Raw genomic sequence first — 18,006 nt, forward strand, 5'->3', positions numbered from 1 at the left:
TACGGTCTTTGAATAGTTTTTACGCATGTCTTGGTCCCAAAACCGCTGACACTTTTGGGAGACATGCGCTAGCGAGGAGAGAAAAATGCTGTTTGCCTTTATCTGCAAGGACAAGCCCGGTCACCTGAACGTGCGCATGGAAACGCGTCCGGCCCATCTGGAGCACCTGAACAGGCTGAACGCCGAAGGCACGCTGAAGATTGCCGGCCCGTTCCTCGATGCCGAAGGCAAGCCGAATGGCAGCCTGGTCATCGTGGAAGCCGCTGATATCGATGCCGCCAGGGCTCTGGCCGATGCCGATCCCTATGCCAAGGCAGGCCTGTTCGAAAGCGTTGACGTGAAGCCCTATAACTGGGTCTTCAACAATCCGGGAGCGTGACCGGATATGGCGAATTACTGGCTTTACAAGTCTGAGCCGTTCAAATGGTCCTGGGAAATGCAGAAGGCCAAGGGCGAGGCCGGCGAAGAATGGACCGGCGTGCGCAATTATCAGGCCCGCAACAACATGCGCGCTATGAAAATCGGCGATAAGGGCTTCTTCTACCACTCCAATGAGGGGCTGGACGTTGTCGGCATCGTCGAAGTCTGTGCGCTTTCGCATCCGGATTCGACTGCGGAAGGCGATCTGAAATGGGATTGCGTGGATATCCGTGCCGTGTGCGACATGCCGCAGCCGGTTTCGCTGAAGGACGTGAAAGCCAATCCGAAACTGGAGAAGATGTCGCTCGTCACCTCCATGCGGCTTTCCGTGCAGCCGGTGACGGAAGAGGAATATCTCGAGGTCTGCCGTATGGGCGGCCTTGCCAATCCGCCGAAATCACCGGATTGAGCTTTCGGTGAGGACCGATCCCGAACGCTTCATTCTTGACAATACCGGCATCATGCATCCACCGCACGTGCCGGAATTGCGCCTCCATCTGGCAAGCGAAGCCCATGAGTTGTGGCTGAAGACGGAGGAGGAGCTGGAAGAGATCGGCCTGCCGCCGCCGTTCTGGGCCTTCGCCTGGGCCGGCGGGCAGGGTCTTGCCCGCTATGTTCTCGATCACCCTGAAAGCGTCTCCGGCAAGCGTGTGCTGGATTTTGCCAGCGGTTCCGGGCTGGTCGCCATTGCTGCCGCAAAAGCAGGTGCTACTGCCGTGCTGGCCGCCGATATCGATCCCTGGACGGAAACGGCCATTCGGCTCAATGCAGTTCTTAATGGCGTGGATATCAAGTTTACCGGGCTCAACCTGGTTGGAAAGCCGGTTGAGGCGGATGTTCTGCTGGCGGGCGATGTGTTTTACGACCGCGCCTTTGCCGATCTTCTCGTGCCCTGGTTTCTCGAACTGGCGGACAAAGGGGTGAGCGTACTCGTCGGCGATCCCGGACGTGCCTATCTGCCCAGAGAGCGCCTGCGCGCAGAGGCGACCTATCAGGTGCCGGTGACGCGGGCGCTGGAAGACAGCGAAGTCAAAAAGACCACCGTCTGGCGTTTCGTCTGATTATATTTGATTTAGGGCCGGATGATGCAGACGCCGTGCTCGTAGGCGCAGGCGTCGCCTGCGGTTTCCGCATGGACGTTGATGATCTTTGCCACGGGGGCCAGCTGCGCGCCCATATTGGCGGTTGCGCCTTTCCGCGAAAGCCCGCCACTGAGCGCGAAATAGTTACCATTCCCGCGGACCCGCAACGCCGATATTCCACCGACATAAGTGCCACCGGAAAGAGTGGATGGCAGCCCGTCCGTGGAGAAGCTCACCTGCGACTGGCGATGCTGATAATGGTGGCGACCGTAAAAGTCATCTGCCGCTGCAGGAGGCATTGCGGTAAAAATCATGCCCGCGGTCATCACGGCCAGAGCTGCGATTCGACGCTGTAACATGAGCCTCATTCTCCGGATTTTTTCGGTTAACGAATAGTAAATTACATGATTTTTAAATTACGTAAAGGTAAATATTCCGGAGGTGTAAATCTTGGAAACGCTCGATTTTTTATTTTCGCGCAAAAAAATTCCAAAAAAATTCGTGAACCAATCGATTAAATTGGAATCGGTCATGAAATGTGCTTGTCGGGATGCTCCCATGTGATTAAACGTCGCGGTTGGTGCAATGCACATTCTTTCGTCATGTGCTGTTGCTTGGGGGCGCCCGATCTGACGGGTGCACGGGAAAACGCCGCGAGGTTCTGATGGCGAACGTGACAAATAACCGGCCTCTGTCGCCGCATCTTCAAATTTACAAGCCGATTCCGACGATGGTTGCATCCATCGTGCACCGCATCACGGGCGCTGCACTTTATTTCGGAACGCTTCTGGTTGCCTGGTGGCTGATCGCGCTTGCTTCCGGTCCTGCCTATTACGACTGGGTCAACTGGGCGATGGGTACGATCATCGGCAGGCTCATCCTGATCGGATATACCTGGGCCCTCGTTCACCACATGCTGGGCGGTCTGCGCCACTTCATGTGGGATCTCGGCCATGGCTTCGAGAAGAACTTCAACACGAAACTCGCCAAGGCGACCTTCGCAGCGTCGATCTGTCTGACCGCGCTGATCTGGGTCATCGCCCTGATCGTGCGCTAAGGAGATAGCCTGTCATGGATATGCGTACACCTCTCGGAAAGGTTCGCGGCCTCGGCTCCGCCAAGGAAGGCACCGACCATTTCTGGCGTCAGCGCCTGACTGCGGTCGCCAACGTACCGCTGCTGATCTTCTTCGTGGTCTTCCTCATCAAATATGCCGGCGCTCCCTATCCGGAAGTTGCAGCCGCGCTCTCCAACCCGCTGGTCGCTGTTATCATGGGTCTGGTGCTGGTTTCCGGCCTCATCCATATGAAGCTCGGCATGCAGGTCATCATTGAAGACTACATTCACGGCGAGGTTTTGAAGCTCGTTCTTCTGATGCTCAACACGTTTTTCGCGGTTCTCATTGGCGGTCTTTGCATCTTCGCCATTCTGAAAATCGCATTCGCAGGATAATTCGGCCATGGCATCGATCAGTTCACCTTCTCAGAATGGCAAGGCCTACACCTACGTCGATCACTCCTACGACGTGATCGTGGTGGGCGCCGGCGGCGCGGGTCTCCGTGCGACGCTCGGCATGGCGGAACAGGGTTTCCGTACCGCTTGCATCACCAAGGTTTTCCCGACGCGCTCCCACACGGTCGCGGCGCAGGGTGGCATCGCCGCATCGCTCACCAACATGACGCCCGACTGTTGGCAGTGGCACCTTTACGACACCGTAAAGGGCTCCGACTGGCTGGGCGACGTCGACGCGATGCAATATCTCGCCATGGAAGCGCCGAAGGCGGTCTATGAGCTGGAGCATTACGGTGTGCCGTTCTCGCGTAACGCCGAAGGCAAGATCTACCAGCGCCCGTTCGGCGGCCACATGCAGAATTACGGCGAAGGCCCGCCGGTGCAGCGCACCTGCGCCGCTGCCGACCGTACCGGCCACGCCATTCTGCACACGCTTTATGGCCAGTCGCTGCGCAACAATGCGGAATTCTTCATCGAATATTTCGCGCTCGATCTCATCATGTCGGAAGACGGTCGCTGCACCGGCGTCGTGGCATGGAACCTCGATGACGGTACGATCCATCGTTTCTCCGCTAAGATGGTGGTGTTGGCGACGGGCGGTTACGGCCGCGCCTATTTCTCGGCGACCTCTGCGCATACCTGCACGGGTGACGGCGGCGGTATGATCGCACGCGCCGGCCTGCCGCTTCAGGATATGGAATTCGTTCAGTTCCACCCGACCGGCATTTATGGCGCAGGCTGCCTGATTACCGAAGGCGCGCGCGGCGAGGGCGGTTATCTCGTCAACTCCGAAGGCGAGCGCTTCATGGAGCGTTATGCTCCTTCGGCCAAGGACCTTGCCTCACGTGACGTGGTATCGCGCTGCATGACCATGGAAATCCGCGAGGGTCGTGGCGTCGGCAAGAACAAGGACCACATCTTCCTGCATCTCGATCACCTCGATCCGGCAATCCTGCACGAGCGTCTTCCGGGCATTTCCGAAAGCGCCAAGATTTTCGCCGGCGTCGACGTGACGCGCGAGCCGATCCCGGTCCTGCCGACCGTTCACTACAATATGGGCGGCATTCCGACCAACTATTGGGGTGAAGTCCTGAACGCCAACGCCGATAACCCGGAACGCGTCGCACCCGGCCTGATGGCTGTTGGCGAAGCGGGCTGCGCCTCGGTTCACGGTGCCAACCGCCTCGGTTCCAACTCACTGATCGACCTCGTGGTCTTCGGCCGTGCTGCCGCCATCCGGGCAGCCCAGGTCATCGACCGCGATACGCCGGTTCCCGCGCTCAACATTGCTGCCTGCGACAAGATCATGGAGCGCTTCGATAGCCTGCGTTATGCCAGTGGCTCCACGCCGACGGCGGTGCTGCGCGACAAGATGCAGCGCGCCATGCAGGACGATGCGGCCGTGTTCCGCACGCAGGAATCGCTGGAAAGCGGTTGCAAGCGCATTTCCGCCATCTGGAAGGAACTGCCTGATGTCAAGGTTACCGACCGTTCGATGGTCTGGAACTCCGATCTGGTCGAAACGCTCGAGCTGCACAATCTGATGGCCAACGCGATCACGACGGTCTACGGCGCGGAAGCGCGCAAGGAAAGCCGCGGTTCGCATGCCCGAGAGGATTTCGTTGATGGTCCGTTCGGTGGTCGCGACGATGTGAACTGGCGCAAGCACACGCTTGCCTGGGTCAGCCCCGAAGGCGACGTCAAGCTTGATTACCGCCCTGTCCACACCGACCTGATCGCCGACGGCATCGATCCGAAAAAGATCGAGCCGAAGGCTCGCGTCTACTGATTTGAGGAACTGGATATGGTTGAACTAGCTCTCCCCAAGAATTCCCAGATCAGCGAAGGCAAAGTCTGGCCGAAGCCGGATGGTGCCAAGAACGTTCGCGAGTACCGGATCTATCGCTGGAACCCGGATGACGGTCAGAACCCGCGCATCGATACCTATTATATCGATGTCGACGATTGTGGCCCGATGGTTCTTGATGCGCTTCTCTACATCAAGAACAACGTCGACCCGACGCTGACGCTGCGCCGCTCCTGCCGCGAAGGCATCTGTGGCTCCTGCGCGATGAACATCGACGGCACCAATACGCTCGCCTGCACCAAGGGCATGGAAGAGATCAAGGGTACGGTTAAGGTCTATCCGCTGCCGCACATGCCTGTGGTGAAGGACCTCGTTCCCGATCTGTCGAACTTCTACGCGCAGCACCGCTCCATCGAGCCGTGGCTGAAGACGGTCTCGCCGACGCCCGCCAAGGAATGGAAGCAGAGCCATGAGGATCGCCTGAAGCTGGACGGTCTCTACGAGTGCATTCTGTGCGCCTGCTGCTCCACCTCCTGTCCCAGCTACTGGTGGAATGGCGACCGCTACCTCGGTCCCGCTGTTCTGCTGCAGGCCTATCGCTGGCTGATCGACAGCCGCGATGAGGCAACCGGCGAGCGTCTCGACGATCTCGAAGATCCGTTCCGTCTTTATCGCTGCCACACCATCATGAACTGCGCGCAGGCCTGCCCGAAGGGCTTGAACCCGGCCAAGGCGATCGCGGAAATCAAGAAGATGATGGTCGAGCGTCGCGTCTGAAGACGATTCGTCTGGACCCAAAAATCTATCCGGCCGCAGTCTCGACTGCGGCCCTTTTTACAACCGGACGCGGGAAAATTCGGTAAAAATTGACCGAAATAGTAATTATTCCAGCCATCGCTTGTGCAAGATAAGGCTTTAGTAATAATTCAGCCTTCTTGTTTGATCATGGTCTTTCCGGAAGCGAGAGAATCGGGAGCTTGATATGCAATTCAGATATGTGGTGACGGGTCTTGCGGTTGTAATGAGCCTCGCCGGTTGCCAACGTACCTCCTACGATTACAACAACAACACCAGCAACAATCCCGGTTATACGCCGCCCTTGCAGGCGCAGCCGGTTCCCTCCGTTCAGTCTGGCGCTCTGCCGCCACCCGGTGGCGCTCCTGGCGGTCAGTTCCCTTCGGCTCCCGCTTCGGCGGCACCCGGTGGCGTGAACGTCGCCTCTGCGGCTCCGCCGGCGACTGCGCTCGACGTCACCAAGGAATCCATGGTCGGCAACTGGCGCGTTTCCAATGGCGGCGCCAATTGCGACATGTTCCTGACGCTCACCAATCTCGGCAGCGGTTCGCGCGGCGGCACGCGTGGCTGCGCCGGCGATCTGACGGCGATGGGGTCCTGGGAAGTGTCTGGCAAGATGGTCCTGTTCAAGAATCGTTCGGGCGATACGATCGGCCGTGTCTACAAGAGCGCCGATGCGCGTTTTGACGGCACGACCAATAGCGGCCAGCCGCTCAGCCTCAGCCGATAGAGCATTTCCGGTGCATCCGGATCGCCTCGTTTGTTCTAAGCCATTCCATTCGTCGCGGGCGCTTGTGCGCGCCCGCGTCCGGGGCGCTTTTCCATGAAGCCATTGCCAGACTACAATCATAGTGTCGTTGAACAGCTCAACGCATTGACGGCAGCTGGCACTTTGCAGGCGGATGCCGCGCAGCTTGGCGTGGCGGCTCATCTCGACCGTATCCTTGCCGATCTGAAGGCACGCAAGCCCGCCAGGAAAAAAGCGCTCTCGGCTGGATGTTCGCGCGCAAGGCTGGCCCGGAAGCCTTCGTAAAGGGACTGTATGTTCATGGCAGCGTCGGCCGCGGCAAGACGATGTTGATGGACATGTTCTACGAGATGGCGCCCGTCTCTTCGAAACGGCGCTGCCATTTTCACGAATTCATGGCGGACGTGCATAATCGTGTGCATGCGCATCGGCAGAAGTTGAAGAATGGCGAAACCAAGCAGGCCGATCCCATTCCGCCCGTCGCGGCACAGCTTCTGGCGGAGGCGGAGCTTCTGTGCTTCGATGAGTTCACGGTCACGGACATTGCCGATGCGATGATCCTCGCCCGGCTGTTCAGCGAGCTTTTCGCCAATGGCTGCACATTGGTGACGACGTCTAACGTCGTGCCCGACAATCTTTATAAGGACGGGCTCAATCGTGGCCTGTTCCTGCCTTTCGTCGATTTGCTGAAGAAGCATGTGGAGGTGGTGACGCTGGACAGCCCCACCGATTACCGCATGGAAAAGCTGGAAAGCCTGCCTGTCTACGTCACACCGCTCGACGGTTCTGCAGATCAGGCGATGGATATGGCCTGGCGGCGCATGACCGGCGGACATCTGGTGGCGCCGACGGAGATACCGATGAAGGGCCGCTCCATTCTGGTGCCACGCGCCAGCGGCCGCGTGGCCCGCTTTTCCTTCTTCGACCTTTGCGAAAAGCCGCTCGGCGCGTCCGACTTTTTGGCTATCGCCAATCGTTTCGATACGGTCTTCATCGACCACATCCCGTTCCTCAATGCCGACAAGCGGAACGAGACCAAGCGCTTCATCATTCTTATCGACGCGCTTTACGACCACAGCGTCAGGCTTTTCGCCTCCGCCGCGGCCATGCCCGAAGACCTGCTCGGCAAGCGCAAGGGTACCGAAGGTTTCGAGTTCGATCGCACCGCCTCGCGCCTGTTTGAGATGCGCAGTGCCGATTATCTCGTGCTTCATCACGAAAAACGCGAGAAAGTTTGACACTTTCATGACGCATTTTCTTACGTTTACGTAAGAAAATAATGATCTAAACGATTGAAAATATTCATGCCAAAAGAATCTGTTGCCAATTTTGGCCAATGGGGCTAATCGAAATGCGACAATTTGGCTGCCGGTGGCGCGGTGAAATTGAATTGAAGCTCTAGAGGAAGCATTCGATGGCTCGCAAAAAGATTGCACTTATTGGTTCTGGCATGATCGGCGGCACGCTGGCGCATCTCGCCAGCCTGAAGGAACTGGGCGATATCGTCCTCTTCGATATTGCTGACGGCATCCCGCAGGGCAAGGGTCTGGATATTGCCCAGTCCGGCCCGGTTGAAGGTTTCAATGCCAAGCTCACCGGCGCGTCCGACTACGCTGCCATCGAAGGCGCGGATGTCTGCATCGTCACCGCAGGCGTTGCCCGCAAGCCGGGCATGAGCCGCGACGATCTTCTCGGCATCAACCTCAAGGTCATGGAACAGGTTGGCGCCGGCATCAAGAAATATGCCCCGAACGCTTTCGTCATCTGCATCACCAACCCGCTGGACGCCATGGTCTGGGCGCTTCAGAAGTTCTCCGGCCTGCCGAAGAACAAGGTCGTCGGCATGGCCGGCGTTCTCGACAGCGCCCGCTTCCGTCTTTTCCTTTCCGAAGAGTTCAACGTTTCGGTTCAGGACGTCACCGCCTTCGTTCTCGGTGGCCACGGCGATACGATGGTGCCGCTGGCACGTTATTCCACCGTTGGCGGTATTCCGCTGACCGATCTCGTCAAGATGGGCTGGCTCACCGCCGAGCGTCTTGAAGAGATCGTCCAGCGCACACGCGACGGCGGTGCGGAAATCGTCGGCCTGCTGAAGACCGGCTCGGCCTATTATGCACCGGCCGCTTCCGCGATCGAAATGGCTGAATCCTACCTCAAGGACAAGAAGCGTGTTCTGCCTGCCGCTGCCCATCTGTCGGGCCAGTACGGCGTGGACGACATGTATGTCGGCGTGCCCACCATCATCGGTGCCGGCGGTATCGAGCGCATCATCGAGATCGAACTGAACAAGGAAGAAGAAGCAGCGTTCCGCAAGTCCGTCGGCGCTGTCGCTGGTCTTTGTGAAGCCTGCATCAACATTGCTCCGTCGCTGAAGTAATAACCTGACGCACCGGCGCAAAAAATCGAAATCGATTTTTGCAAGGCAGGATGCGTAGATTCAATAGTCTGGAGCGCCCTGCGTCTGAATGAACGCAGGGCGCTTCAGGCGGCTCCAAACAGGGATTATTCCATGAATATTCACGAATATCAGGCCAAGGCTCTTCTGAAGGGCTACGGTGCGCCGGTTGCTGAAGGCGTCGCCATCCTCAAGGTCGAAGAAGCCGAAGCGGCTGCAAAGCAGCTTCCGGGCCCGCTCTACGTCGTCAAGAGCCAGATCCATGCTGGCGGCCGCGGCAAGGGCAAGTTCAAGGAACTCGGCCCCGATGCCAAGGGCGGCGTTCGTCTCGCAAAGACGATCGAAGAAGTCGTTTCCCATTCCAAGGACATGCTCGGCAACACGCTGGTAACGGCGCAGACGGGCGATGCCGGCAAGCAGGTCAACCGTCTCTACATCGAAGACGGCGCAGACATCTCCCGCGAGCTTTATTGCTCGCTGCTGGTTGACCGCTCGGTCGGTCAGGTTGCTTTCGTGGTTTCCACCGAAGGCGGCATGGATATCGAGGCTGTCGCCCACGACACGCCCGAGAAGATCCACACCATCGCCATCAATCCGGAAAAGGGTGTGAGCGACGCCGACGTTGCCGCGATCTCCAAGGCTCTCGAGCTTGAGGGTGTTGCAGCGGAAGACGCCAAGGCGCTGTTCCCGATCCTCTACAAGGCCTTCAACGAGAAGGACATGGCTCTCCTCGAGGTTAACCCGCTGATCGTCATGGAAAATGGCCATCTGCGCGTTCTCGACGCCAAGATGTCCTTCGATGGCAACGCGCTGTTCCGCCATGACGACGTCAAGGCGCTGCGCGACGAGACCGAAGAAGACGCCAAGGAAATCGAAGCCTCCAAGTGGGACCTCGCTTACGTGGCTCTCGACGGCAACATCGGCTGCATGGTCAACGGTGCCGGTCTCGCCATGGCGACGATGGACATCATCAAGCTTTACGGCAAAGAGCCGGCAAACTTCTGTGACGTCGGCGGTGGCGCTGGCAAGGAGAAGGTTGCTGCAGCCTTCAAGATCATCACTGCCGACCCGAAGGTCGAGGGCATCCTCGTCAACATCTTCGGTGGCATCATGAAGTGCGACGTCATCGCCGAAGGCGTGATCGCTGCGGTGAAGGAAGTCGGTTTGCAGGTTCCGCTCGTTGTTCGCCTCGAAGGCACCAACGTCGAACTTGGCAAGAAGCTCCTGAACGAATCGGGCCTTGCGATTACCGCTGCTGACGACCTGGACGACGCGGCCAAGAAGATCGTTGCGGCGATCAACGGCTAATTGAGGGACCGGAAATAATGTCTATTCTTGTTAATAAAGACACGAAGATCCTTGTTCAGGGTCTGACCGGCAAGACCGGCACCTTCCACACCGAACAGGCGCTTGCTTATTACGGCACGCAGATGGTCGGCGGTATTCACCCGAAGAAGGGTGGCGAAACCTGGACTGGCTCCAAGGGTGAAAGCCTGCCTATCTTCGCAACGGTTGCCGAAGCCAAGGAAAAGACCGGTGCAGACGCATCCGTGATCTACGTTCCGCCGGCAGGCGCCGCAGACGCCATCATCGAAGCCATCGATGCGGAAATCCCCTTCATCACCTGCATCACCGAAGGTATTCCGGTCATGGACATGGTGCGCGTCAAGGCTCGCCTCGACCGCTCGAAGTCGCGTCTGCTTGGGCCTAACTGCCCGGGCATCATGACGCCTGAGGAATGCAAGATCGGCATCATGCCGGGCTCCATCTTCCGCAAGGGTTCGGTCGGTATCGTCTCGCGCTCCGGCACGCTGACCTATGAAGCTGTGTTCCAGACCTCCAACGAAGGCCTCGGCCAGACCACGGCTGTCGGCATCGGCGGCGACCCGGTCAAGGGCACCGAGTTCATCGACGTGCTCGAAATGTTCCTGGCCGACGAAGCCACGCAGTCGATCATTATGATCGGCGAAATCGGTGGCGCGGCTGAAGAAGAAGCGGCGCAGTTCCTCATCGACGAAGCCAAGAAGGGCCGCAAGAAGCCGATGGCCGGCTTCATCGCGGGCCGTACCGCACCGAAGGGCCGCACCATGGGCCACGCCGGCGCTGTCGTTTCCGGCGGCAAGGGCGATGCAGAGTCCAAGATCGCAGCCATGGAAGCAGCGGGCATCAAGGTTTCGCCCTCCCCGGCGCGCCTCGGCAAGACCCTGGTTGAAGTCCTCAAGGGCTGAGACCACATGAGACCGGTAACGGGCGGCGCGGCTTTAAACCCGCGCTGCCCGATGCCGCAAAGAACGACAGACAGACGGCATACCGCCCCGGCGGCAGATAGCAATAATCAAGCGGCAGGCCGATAAACGGCCCTAACGGCATCGAGGAGGCGGACGGACAAGTCCGCAAGAACACAATGGCAAGGCAAGAAGCGAACGAGCAGTTTCAGATCACGTCGTTTCTGGACGGCGCGAATGCAGCCTATATCGAGCAGCTCTATGCCCGGTACGAAGAGGATCCCTCTTCCGTGTCGCCGGAGTGGCAGAGCTTCTTCAAGGCGTTGTCCGATAATCCGGAAGACGTGAAGAAGGCAGCCAAGGGCGCCTCCTGGAAGCGTGCCAACTGGCCGATCCCGGCGAATGGCGACCTGGTATCCGCTCTGGACGGCAACTGGGCCACGGTCGAGAAGGCCATCGAGAAGAAGGTTCAGGCGAAAGCCGAGGCGAAGAGCGCCGATACCGGCAAGGCCGTCAGCGAGGCGGAAGTGCTTCAGGCGACCCGTGACAGCGTTCGCGCCATCATGATGATCCGCGCCTACCGCATGCGCGGCCACCTGCACGCCAAGCTCGATCCGCTCGGCATCGCCAGCGCCGTCGAAGATTACAACGAGCTTTCGCCGAAGTCCTATGGCTTCGAGGAAAGCGATTACGATCGCAAGATTTTCATCGATAACGTTCTCGGTCTCGAATACGCGTCCGTGCGCGAGATGGTCGATATTCTCGAGCGCACCTATTGCTCGACGCTCGGCGTTGAATTCATGCATATGTCCAACCCGGAAGAAAAGGGCTGGATCCAGGAGCGCATCGAAGGCCCGGACAAGGGCGTGGACTTCACGCCGGAAGGCAAGAAGGCCATTCTTTCCAAGCTGGTCGAAGCCGAAGGTTACGAGCAGTTCCTCGACGTGCGTTTCAAGGGCACCAAGCGTTTCGGCCTCGACGGTGGTGAATCGCTGATCCCGGCGCTCGAACAGATCATCAAGCGCGGCGGCCAGGACGGTCTGGAAGAAGTCGTGCTCGGCATGGCCCACCGCGGCCGTCTGAACGTTCTGACCAACGTCATGGGCAAGCCGCACCGCGCCGTGTTCCACGAGTTCAAGGGCGGTTCGTTCAAGCCTGACGACGTCGAAGGTTCCGGCGACGTGAAGTACCATCTCGGTGCCTCCTCCGACCGCGAATTCGACGGCAACAAGGTTCACCTGTCGCTGACAGCAAACCCGTCGCATCTTGAAATCGTCAACCCTGTCGTCATGGGCAAGGCCCGCGCCAAGCAGGACCAGCTCGCCAAGACATGGGACGGCGATATCATTCCGCTGTCGGAACGCGCCAAGGTGCTGCCGCTGCTGTTGCACGGCGACGCCGCTTTTGCGGGTCAGGGCGTGGTTGCTGAAATTCTCGGCCTTTCCGGCCTGCGCGGTCACCGCGTTGCCGGCACCATGCACTTCATCATCAACAACCAGATCGGCTTCACGACGAACCCGGCCTTCTCGCGCTCGTCGCCCTATCCGTCCGACGTCGCCAAGATGATCGAAGCGCCGATCTTCCACGTCAACGGGGATGATCCGGAAGCGGTGACCTATGCGGCCAAGGTTGCAACCGAATACCGCATGAAGTTCCACAAGCCTGTCGTCATCGACATGTTCTGTTACCGCCGCTTCGGACATAACGAAGGCGATGAGCCCGCGTTCACGCAGCCGAAGATGTACAAGGTCATCCGTGGCCACAAGACTGTCGCGCGCATCTATGCCGACCGTCTGATCGCGGAAGGTCTGATCACCGAAGGCGATTTCGAAAAGATCAAGGCCGACTGGCGCGCTCATCTCGAGCAGGAGTTCGAAGCAGGCCAGTCCTACAAGCCTAACAAGGCCGACTGGCTGGATGGCCAATGGTCCGGCCTGCGCGCCGCCGACAATGCCGATGAGCAGCGTCGCGGCAAGACCGGCGTGCCGATGAAGCAGCTGAAGGAAATCGGCAAGAAGCTGTCGACCATTCCGGAAGGTTTCAGCGCACACCGCACGATCCAGCGCTTCATGGAAAACCGCGCCCAGATGGTCGAGACCGGTGAGGGGCTGGATTGGGCGATGGCCGAGGCTCTGGCCTTCGGTTCGTTGGTCGTCGACGGCCACAAGATCCGTCTGTCCGGTCAGGATTGCGAACGCGGCACCTTCTCGCAGCGTCACTCGGTTCTCTACGATCAGGAAACCGAAGAGCGTTACATCCCACTTGCCAATCTTTCGCCGACGCAGGCCCGTTACGAAGTCATCAACTCGATGCTTTCGGAAGAAGCCGTTCTCGGTTTCGAATACGGCTATTCGCTTGCCCGCCCGAACGCACTGACGCTCTGGGAAGCCCAGTTCGGCGACTTCGCCAACGGCGCGCAGGTGGTGTTTGACCAGTTCATCTCTTCGGGTGAACGCAAGTGGCTGCGCATGTCCGGTCTCGTCTGCCTTCTGCCGCACGGTTATGAAGGTCAGGGTCCGGAACATTCGTCCGCCCGTCTGGAGCGCTGGCTGCAGATGTGCGCCGAAGACAACATGCAGGTCGCCAACGTCACGACGCCGGCTAACTACTTCCACATCCTGCGCCGTCAGATGCGCCGCGATTTCCGCAAGCCGCTGATCCTGATGACGCCGAAGTCGCTGCTGCGTCACAAGCGCGCCACCTCGTCGCTGGCAGAGCTTGCCGGTGAATCCTCCTTCCACCGTCTCCTGTGGGACGATGCGGAGGTCATCAAGGACGGCCCGATCAAGCTGCAGAAGGATGCCAAGATCCGTCGCGTGGTAATGTGTTCCGGCAAGGTTTATTACGATCTGCTCGAAGAGCGTGAAAAGCGTGGTATCGACGACGTCTATCTGCTGCGCATCGAACAGCTCTATCCGTTCCCTGCCAAGGCGCTGATCAACGAATTGTCGCGCTTCCGCCATGCGGAAATGGTCTGGTGCCAGGAAGAGCCGAAGAACATGGGCGGCTGGTCGTTTATCGATCCGTACCTCGAATGGGTTCTGGCGCATATCGACGCCAAGTACCAGAAGGTCCGTTACACGGGCCGTCCGGCTGCCGCCTCTCCGGCGACCGGCCTGATGTCCAAGCACCTGGCGCAGCTTGCTGCGTTCCTGGAAGACGCGCTGGGAGAGTGACAACTCTCCCGCATCGCCCCGCAAAAAAGACACCCGAATAACGGAACTAGATCATGGCCACTGAAATCCGCGTACCAACCCTCGGCGAATCCGTCAGCGAAGCGACCGTCGGCACCTGGTTCAAGAAGGTCGGCGATATCGTCAAGGCCGACGAACCTCTCGTTGAACTGGAAACCGACAAGGTTACCGTCGAAGTCCCGGCGCCCGCCTCTGGCGTGCTGACCGAAATCGTTGCGCAGAACGGCGAAACCGTCGGTCTCGACGCCCTTCTCGGCCAGATCGCCGAAGGTGCCGCCGGCGCTGCGACTTCCGCACCCGCGGCAAAGCCTGCTGCGGCCGCAGCCGCACCGGCACCTGCCGCAGTAGCCGCTCCGGCTGGCAGCGCCATGCCGCCGGCACCTGCTGCCGGCAAGCTGCTTGCTGAAAACAACCTTTCCGCCGATCAGGTCGACGGTTCGGGCAAGCGTGGCCAGGTTCTGAAGGGCGACGTTCTCGCCGCTGTTGCCAAGGGCGTTTCGGCACCTGCCGCCGCTCCGGCTCCCGTTGCTGCTCCCCGTCCGGTTTCGGCCGAGCAGGATCAGGTTCGCGAAGAGCGCGTGAAGATGACCCGCCTGCGCCAGACGATCGCACGTCGTCTGAAGGATGCGCAGAACACGGCCGCCATGCTGACCACCTATAACGAGGTGGACATGAGCGCGGTTATGGACCTGCGTAACCGCTACAAAGACGTGTTCGAGAAGAAGCATGGCGTCAAGCTCGGCTTCATGGGCTTCTTCACCAAGGCCGTGACCCACGCGCTGAAGGAACTGCCGGCCGTCAACGCTGAAATCGACGGCACGGACATCATCTACAAGAACTATTGTCACGTCGGCATGGCTGTCGGCACCGACAAGGGTCTTGTCGTTCCGGTCATCCGCGATGCCGACCAGCTCTCCATCGCGGGCGTTGAAAAGGAACTCGGTCGTCTTGCCAAGGCAGCACGCGACGGTTCGCTCGGCATGGCCGACATGCAGGGCGGCACCTTCACCATCACCAATGGTGGCGTCTACGGCTCGCTGATGTCCTCGCCGATCCTCAATGCACCACAGTCGGGTATCCTCGGCATGCACAAAATCCAGGAGCGTCCGGTCGCCATCGGCGGTCAGGTCGTCATCCGTCCGATGATGTATCTTGCGCTCTCCTACGATCACCGTATCGTTGACGGCAAGGAAGCAGTGACCTTCCTCGTTCGCGTCAAGGAAAGCCTGGAAGATCCGGAACGTCTGGTTCTCGATCTTTAAGACCAGATAGGGGAGAAGAGGGATGGAAAACCTGGCCGACGGGAATGGACCTTTTGTGTTCCTGCTGGCGCTCAGCGTTATTCTTCTTCTCCTGCATATCTGCCTTCAGGCCATGTCCGTTACGCGGGAAGTTGGTCTTGCCTGGAATGCGGGCGCGCGTGATGCGCGCCCGGACCTCAAAGGGGTCTTTGCGGGACGCGCGCAGCGCGCCTCGGATAATTTTCGCGAGACCTATCCCGCTTTCGTCGGTCTGGTTCTCGCTCTTGCGATCGTCGGTGACGCCTCCGGCTGGGGGCTGGCGGGCGGCTGGATATGGACCGTTGCGCGCGTCGTCTACATCCCGCTTTATCTTGCAGGCGTTCCCTATGTGCGGTCGATCGCGTGGGTCGTTTCCCTCGCCGGTCTGGTCCTCATGCTTGTCGCGCTGATCTGAGGTCGAGCCTATGCATCAATATCTCATCGAACTTGCATCCCTGATGGCGATCTTCTTTTTCGCGATCGTTTCCCCCGGTGCCGATCTGGCGATGGTCATGCGTCAGGCCATGGTGCACGGGCGCAAGCAGGCCATCATCACCAGTTTCGGTGTCGGAACGTCGCTGATGTTCCATGTCACCTATACGATCCTCGGACTTGGCCTCATCATTTCCCAGTCGATCTATCTCTTCAACATCGTCAAATGGCTCGGCGTCGCCTATCTGATCTATATCGGCATCAAGGCGCTGCGCGCCGGCAAGACCGAATTGCCGGCCGCGGAAGGTGAGGACGGCGTTCGGGCCAAGAGCGCCCAGACTGCGCTCAAGGCCTTCACGCTCGGTTTTGCTGCCAATGCGCTCAATCCAAAACCGGTGTTTTTCTTCCTGTCGATCTTTTCGACGGTGGTTCACGCGCATACGCCGGTTACCATCAAGTTCGGATACGGGCTCGTCATGGCAAGCTGCCTTATCCTATGGTTCGTCGGCGTCAGCCTGTTCATGACGACGCCACGCATGCGCGCCGCATTTCAGCGCGCCAGCCAATGGATCGACCGCACCAGCGGTGTGGTGTTCATTGCTCTCGGTATAAAACTCGCAACGGAAAAAGCGGCCTGAGTTTCAGGTCAAACGGAAGCAGGGCGGTTCAAAATCCTGCCCGCAATCAATCAGGAACAGAAACATGGCATATGATGTAGTTGTAATCGGAACGGGTCCCGGCGGTTATGTTTGCGCGGTCAAGGCGGCACAGCTTGGCCTGAAGGTCGCTGTCATCGAAAAGCGCGCGACCTATGGCGGCACCTGCCTCAATGTCGGCTGCATCCCTTCCAAGGCCCTGCTGCACGCCTCCGAAACCTTCGCGCATGTTGCCCATGGCGTCGATACGCTCGGTATCGAAGTTGCCGCCCCTAAGCTGAACCTCGGCAAGATGATGGCGCACAAGGATGGCGTGGTGAAAGCCAATGTCGACGGCGTTTCCTTCCTGTTCAAGAAGAACAAGATCGATGCCTTCCAGGGCACCGGCAAGGTGGTTGCAGCCGGCAAGGTTGCCGTCACCAACGACAAGGGCGAGACACAGGAAATCGAAGCGAAGAACATCGTCATCGCTACCGGTTCGGACGTTGCGGGCATCCCCGGTGTTCAGGTCGATATCGATGAAACCGTCATCGTTTCTTCCACTGGCGCGATCGCTCTTTCCAAGGTTCCGGAAAAGCTCATCGTTGTCGGCGGCGGCGTGATCGGCCTCGAGCTCGGTTCGGTCTGGTCGCGTCTCGGCGCGAAGGTGACCGTCGTCGAATATCTCGACAATATTCTCGGTGGCATGGACGGCGAGGTTTCCAAGCAGTCGCAGCGTCTGCTGGCCAAGCAGGGTCTTGATTTCAAACTAGGCGCCAAGGTGACGGCTGTTGAAAAGACTGCTGCCGGTGCAAAGGTTGTGTTCGAGCCGGTCAAGGGCGGTGCTGCCGAAACACTGGAAGCGAACGTCGTGCTGATCTCCACCGGCCGCAAACCCTACACCGAAGGTCTCGGCCTTGCGGAAGCGGGCGTCGTGCTCGACAGCCGTGGTCGCGTCGAAATCGACGGCCACTACAAGACCAATGTCGATGGCATCTATGCGATTGGCGACGTGGTGAAGGGTCCGATGCTGGCGCACAAGGCGGAAGACGAGGGCGTTGCTCTCGCGGAAATCCTCGCCGGTCAGCGCGGTCATGTGAATTACGACGTCATTCCGGCGGTCGTCTACACGCAGCCGGAAATCGCTTCCGTCGGCAAGACCGAGGAAGAACTGAAGGCTGCTGGCGTCGCCTACAAGGTTGGCAAGTTCCCGTTCACGGCCAATGGCCGCGCCCGCGCCATGCAGGTGACGGACGGTTTCGTGAAGATCCTTGCGGACAAGGAAACCGACCGGGTTCTCGGCGGCCATATCGTCGGCTTTGGCGCTGGCGAAATGATCCATGAGATCACCGTGCTGATGGAATTCGGTGGCTCCTCGGAAGATCTCGGCCGCACCTGCCATGCGCACCCGACCATGTCGGAAGCGGTGAAGGAAGCGGCGCTCGCGACCTTCTTCAAGCCGATCCACATGTGATCGCTTC

General features: G+C 59.3%; 17 protein-coding genes and 1 pseudogene. 17 read left to right on the forward strand and 1 reads right to left on the reverse strand.

Annotated features, from left to right (window positions below; all coding sequences use genetic code 11):
• The first annotated feature begins 85 nt into the window (after window positions 1–85).
• From RBH10_RS23575 to RBH10_RS23585, 3 genes are read left to right on the forward strand one after another with little or no spacing between them, the layout of a single operon-like run.
• Window positions 86–379 (forward strand): YciI-like protein, encoded by a 294-nt coding sequence (locus RBH10_RS23575; protein WP_281038232.1) that lies wholly within the window; start codon window positions 86–88, stop codon window positions 377–379.
• A 6-nt stretch (window positions 380–385) separates the two neighbouring features.
• Window positions 386–829 (forward strand): EVE domain-containing protein, encoded by a 444-nt coding sequence (locus RBH10_RS23580; protein WP_003492407.1) that lies wholly within the window; start codon window positions 386–388, stop codon window positions 827–829.
• Window positions 830–836: 7 nt separating this feature from the next.
• Window positions 837–1,481, forward strand: coding sequence for a methyltransferase (locus RBH10_RS23585; protein ID WP_281038231.1), 645 nt, complete (start codon window positions 837–839; stop codon window positions 1,479–1,481).
• An 11-nt stretch (window positions 1,482–1,492) separates the two neighbouring features.
• Here the strand turns inward: RBH10_RS23585 and RBH10_RS23590 are convergent, their stop codons facing one another.
• Window positions 1,493–1,861 carry a hypothetical protein gene (locus RBH10_RS23590; RefSeq protein ID WP_281038230.1) on the reverse strand — a complete coding sequence of 123 codons (369 nt, stop codon included), beginning with the start codon at window positions 1,859–1,861 and terminating at the stop codon, window positions 1,493–1,495.
• A 305-nt stretch (window positions 1,862–2,166) separates the two neighbouring features.
• Here RBH10_RS23590 and sdhC point away from each other — a divergent pair, with 305 nt between their 5' ends.
• The 14 genes and pseudogenes from sdhC (at window position 2,167) to lpdA (ending at window position 17,999) form a co-directional block, all read left to right on the forward strand.
• Complete coding sequence (sdhC, locus tag RBH10_RS23595; RefSeq protein ID WP_045021222.1) at window positions 2,167–2,559, forward strand: succinate dehydrogenase, cytochrome b556 subunit; 393 nt, start codon at window positions 2,167–2,169, stop codon at window positions 2,557–2,559.
• A 14-nt stretch (window positions 2,560–2,573) separates the two neighbouring features.
• Window positions 2,574–2,954: a succinate dehydrogenase, hydrophobic membrane anchor protein gene (gene sdhD, locus RBH10_RS23600; RefSeq protein WP_281038229.1), complete on the forward strand. Its 381-nt coding sequence runs from the start codon at window positions 2,574–2,576 to the stop codon at window positions 2,952–2,954.
• A gap of 7 nt (window positions 2,955–2,961) precedes the next feature.
• Entirely contained in the window at window positions 2,962–4,803 is a 1,842-nt protein-coding gene (gene sdhA, locus RBH10_RS23605) for a succinate dehydrogenase flavoprotein subunit (protein WP_281038228.1), read from the forward strand.
• A gap of 15 nt (window positions 4,804–4,818) precedes the next feature.
• Window positions 4,819–5,598 (forward strand): succinate dehydrogenase iron-sulfur subunit, encoded by a 780-nt coding sequence (locus RBH10_RS23610; protein WP_281038227.1) that lies wholly within the window; start codon window positions 4,819–4,821, stop codon window positions 5,596–5,598.
• Between the two features lie 205 nt (window positions 5,599–5,803).
• A complete protein-coding gene (locus RBH10_RS23615) occupies window positions 5,804–6,346 on the forward strand; it encodes a protease inhibitor Inh/omp19 family protein (RefSeq protein ID WP_045021215.1) in 543 nt (180 codons plus the stop codon).
• Between the two features lie 93 nt (window positions 6,347–6,439).
• Window positions 6,440–7,602, forward strand: a pseudogene (gene zapE, locus RBH10_RS23620) (cell division protein ZapE).
• Between the two features lie 176 nt (window positions 7,603–7,778).
• Entirely contained in the window at window positions 7,779–8,741 is a 963-nt protein-coding gene (gene mdh, locus RBH10_RS23625) for a malate dehydrogenase (protein ID WP_045021211.1), read from the forward strand.
• A gap of 132 nt (window positions 8,742–8,873) precedes the next feature.
• Window positions 8,874–10,067 carry an ADP-forming succinate--CoA ligase subunit beta gene (gene sucC / locus RBH10_RS23630; RefSeq protein WP_045021210.1) on the forward strand — a complete coding sequence of 398 codons (1,194 nt, stop codon included), beginning with the start codon at window positions 8,874–8,876 and terminating at the stop codon, window positions 10,065–10,067.
• A gap of 17 nt (window positions 10,068–10,084) precedes the next feature.
• A complete protein-coding gene (sucD, locus tag RBH10_RS23635; protein WP_281038225.1) occupies window positions 10,085–10,987 on the forward strand; it encodes a succinate--CoA ligase subunit alpha in 903 nt (300 codons plus the stop codon).
• Between the two features lie 176 nt (window positions 10,988–11,163).
• The gene (locus RBH10_RS23640) at window positions 11,164–14,160 is read left to right on the forward strand and encodes a 2-oxoglutarate dehydrogenase E1 component (RefSeq protein WP_281038224.1); all 2,997 of its coding nucleotides are present in this window, start codon (window positions 11,164–11,166) and stop codon (window positions 14,158–14,160) included.
• Window positions 14,161–14,213: 53 nt separating this feature from the next.
• Window positions 14,214–15,440: a 2-oxoglutarate dehydrogenase complex dihydrolipoyllysine-residue succinyltransferase gene (odhB, locus tag RBH10_RS23645; protein ID WP_281038223.1), complete on the forward strand. Its 1,227-nt coding sequence runs from the start codon at window positions 14,214–14,216 to the stop codon at window positions 15,438–15,440.
• Window positions 15,441–15,462: 22 nt separating this feature from the next.
• On the forward strand, window positions 15,463–15,873 hold the full coding sequence (locus RBH10_RS23650; protein WP_281038222.1) for an MAPEG family protein: 411 nt from the start codon (window positions 15,463–15,465) through the stop codon (window positions 15,871–15,873).
• Window positions 15,874–15,883: 10 nt separating this feature from the next.
• The gene (locus tag RBH10_RS23655; RefSeq protein WP_281038221.1) at window positions 15,884–16,528 is read left to right on the forward strand and encodes a LysE family translocator; all 645 of its coding nucleotides are present in this window, start codon (window positions 15,884–15,886) and stop codon (window positions 16,526–16,528) included.
• A 64-nt stretch (window positions 16,529–16,592) separates the two neighbouring features.
• Window positions 16,593–17,999, forward strand: coding sequence for a dihydrolipoyl dehydrogenase (lpdA, locus tag RBH10_RS23660; protein WP_281038220.1), 1,407 nt, complete (start codon window positions 16,593–16,595; stop codon window positions 17,997–17,999).
• The last annotated feature ends 7 nt before the right edge of the window (window positions 18,000–18,006 follow it).

Origin of the sequence: Rhizobium sp. AN73, assembly GCF_030757975.1 — a bacterium.
GTDB classification, from domain to species: Bacteria; Pseudomonadota; Alphaproteobacteria; order Rhizobiales; family Rhizobiaceae; genus Agrobacterium; species Agrobacterium arsenijevicii.